Here is a 383-nt window from a genome sequence, read left to right on the forward strand (position 1 = left end):
ACACTATCCTGAAAGGAAACGACTCAGATATTTCCGACGATCTAAATCTAAAAGAGTCGGGACTCCTTTCATCCTTGGCCACCATGCGCCTGGTTTCGTTTGTGGAGGACGAATTTGACATGATGGTTGGTGTCAGTGATCCGAGGACGCGCTTCACCACGATTCGCGAGATCGCGCGTTACGTGGATGAAAAATCATCGGAAATTGAAAAATGACGACCGACATTGTGACGCGGGGACGACAGTCCGAGCCATCGGCAGACTTAGCAAAATACTTAGACGACACGACGGCGCGACAGCCGAGCGCTCGTCGACTCCGACGAATCCGCGTTGAGCTATGCAGAACTTTCCGCTGCGGCCGATAGGATCGCCGTTTTTCTTCAT

General features: G+C 52.0%; 1 protein-coding gene. It reads left to right on the forward strand.

The genetic code is table 11. From position 1 onward, the window contains the following. The coding region (locus tag KPG66_RS17200) for a phosphopantetheine-binding protein (protein ID WP_237071655.1) at positions 1–215 on the forward strand (215 nt) is incomplete at its 5' end. Positions 216–383 lie beyond the last annotated feature (168 nt).

The organism is Mycetohabitans sp. B2, from assembly GCF_021733735.1.
GTDB classification, from domain to species: domain Bacteria; phylum Pseudomonadota; class Gammaproteobacteria; order Burkholderiales; family Burkholderiaceae; genus Mycetohabitans; species Mycetohabitans rhizoxinica.